Here is a 2,290-nt window from a genome sequence, read left to right as displayed (position 1 = left end):
GTGAAAAAGTCGCGCCAAATATCAATCCCGCAGGTCGGACCAATAGCCGTATCGCAAACCGGGTCGAATCGCGGATCCGAAACCGAATCGATCGCTATTACGATCCCCAAGCCAACGCCACGTCACCGTTTAAGGTCGCGGAGGAGCAAACACGCAAGGCTGGCAAGCCTACCGGCCACTAACCAGATGACAATGTCATCGCGTGTTACGACGGAGGCGCGCGACCCTGATCTGGGCCACTGCCATTCGCTTTTTGCTTCGTTGACAATGGGTTTAACGCACGCGTCGACGAACGATGAAAAACCAGAGCGTGAACAGGCCTGCATTGTCAAAACTCAATGCCGGAAGTGGCGCATCCCGGTGAAGATCATCGCCAGCCCGGCCTCGTCGGCCGCCGCGATCACCTCCGCATCGCGGATCGAGCCGCCCGGCTGGATCACCGCGGTCGCCCCCGCCTCGACCGCCGCGAGCAGCCCGTCGGCGAAGGGGAAGAAAGCGTCCGACGCCACCGCCGAGCCGATCGTGCGCGGCGTCGCCCAGCCGGCCTTGTCCGCCGCATCCTTCGCCTTCCACGCCGCGATCCGCGCGCTTTCCAGCCGGTTCATCTGCCCCGCGCCGACCCCGGCGGTGCTGCCATCCTTGGCATAGACGATCGCGTTCGACTTGACGTGCTTGGCGACCGTCCAGGCGAAGCGGCAATCGGCCAGTTCCTGCGCCGTGGGCTGGCGCTTGGTCACCACCTTGAGCATCTCGTCGGTGAGCTGGCCATTGTCGCGCGACTGGACCAGCCAGCCGCCGGTGATCGACTTGGCGGTGAGCCCGCCGCGCGCCGGATCGGGCAAAGCGCCGGTGAGCAGCAGCCGCAGATTCTTCTTCGCCGCGAACAAGGCGATCGCTTCCTCGTCGGCATCGGGCGCGACGACCACTTCGGTGAAGATCCCGGTGATCGCTTTGGCGGTCGCCGCGTCGAGCGTGCGGTTCAAGGCGATGATCCCGCCGAACGCCGACACCGTGTCGCAGGCGAACGCCGCCTCATACGCCTCGGCCAAGGTCGCCGCGGTGGCCACCCCGCACGGATTGGCATGCTTGACGATCACGCACGACGGCGCGGCGTCGCGGAATTCGCTGACCAGCTCGAGCGCCGCATCGGCGTCGTTGAGATTGTTGTAGCTCAGCTCCTTGCCCTGCACCTGCCGCGCCTGGCCGATGCCGGGGGTCGCGGGGCCGGCGTGGTTGTAGAATGCCGCCTGCTGGTGCGGGTTCTCGCCGTAGCGCAGCACGGTCGGCGCCTGGAGCACGAACGGCAGCGTCGCGGGGAACAGCTCGCGCTGATCGGCGAAGCCGAACCAGCTCGCGATCATCGCATCATAGGTGGCGGTGGCGGCAAACGCCTTGGCCGCGAGCCGCTTGCGCTCGGCAAGATCGGTCTCGCCCTTGGCGACGATCGCATAATCCGCCGGATCGGTGACGATCGCGACATAAGCGTGGTTCTTCGCCGCCGAACGCACCATCGACGGGCCGCCGATATCGATATTCTCGATGATCTCGTCGCGCTCGGCACCTTTCGCGACGGTCTGGGCGAAGGGATAGAGATTGACCACCACCAGATCGATCGCGCCGATCCGATGCTCGGCCATCGCCGCGGCGTGCGCGGGATCGTCACGCACCGCGAGCAGCCCGCCGTGGACCATCGGGTGGAGCGTCTTGACGCGGCCGTCCATCATCTCGGGGAAGCCGGTGAGATCGGAAACGTCGCGCACGTCGAGCCCCGCGTCGCGCAGCGCCTTGGCGGTGCCCCCGGTCGAGACCAGTTCCACCCCGCGCTCGGCCAGCGTGCGGGCGAGATCGACCACCCCCGTCTTGTCGGACACGGAAAGAAGCGCGCGCTTGATCGGGATCGTGGTCATGGTCGGCTTTCGCGAAGCTAGGGAGGGTTCGCGCGGCCTATTAGGGTTCAATTCGCTTGCGCGCCACCCTCACCCTCCGTCATGCCGGGCTCGACCCGGCATCCAGAGCCACGAGTGACGCACATTTGCGGCTCTGGATGCCGGATCAGGTCCGGCATGACGAAATAGAGTAAGGCCAGTTACCCTCAGCGCGCGCGCTTCAACGCCCAGCTGATGCTCGCCCCGCCGGCATCGGCCGCGCCGGTGATGACGAGCTGTTGCGTCGCGATCGGCCGCCCCTCGGGGTCGATCCACAGACTGTCCTCGATCGCCAGCGAATCGCCGCGCGCGCGGAATTGCCACAAGGCCCCGCCCGGCACGCGCAGCACCGCGGCGAGCCCATC

3 protein-coding genes are annotated in these 2,290 nt (G+C 66.6%); 1 reads left to right on the top strand and 2 read right to left on the bottom strand.

The genetic code is table 11. From position 1 onward, the window contains the following. Nucleotides 1-182: hypothetical protein (locus BGN95_RS10515; protein ID WP_286772569.1), on the top strand; the 182-nt coding region annotated here is incomplete at its 5' end. A gap of 153 nt (nucleotides 183-335) precedes the next feature. Here BGN95_RS10515 and purH read toward each other — a convergent pair. Further along, nucleotides 336-1,907, bottom strand: coding sequence for a bifunctional phosphoribosylaminoimidazolecarboxamide formyltransferase/IMP cyclohydrolase (gene purH, locus BGN95_RS10510; RefSeq protein ID WP_286772568.1), 1,572 nt, complete (start codon nucleotides 1,905-1,907; stop codon nucleotides 336-338). Nucleotides 1,908-2,092: 185 nt separating this feature from the next. Continuing rightward, on the bottom strand, nucleotides 2,093-2,290 hold a 198-nt coding region (locus BGN95_RS10505), incomplete at its 5' end, for a heparinase II/III domain-containing protein (RefSeq protein ID WP_286772567.1).

The sequence above is a fragment of the Sphingomonas sp. 66-10 genome (assembly GCF_001897045.1).
In the GTDB taxonomy this organism is placed as follows: domain Bacteria; phylum Pseudomonadota; class Alphaproteobacteria; order Sphingomonadales; family Sphingomonadaceae; genus Sphingomonas; species Sphingomonas lycopersici.
The sequence above is the reverse complement of the archived record's forward strand: the minus strand, read 5'-3'. Positions and strand labels throughout refer to the sequence as shown.

Coding starts and splice junctions, on each gene's coding strand:
- purH (WP_286772568.1), bottom strand. CDS start 1,907: ATGACCACGATCCCGATCAAGCGCGCGCTTCTTTCCGTGTCCGACAAG.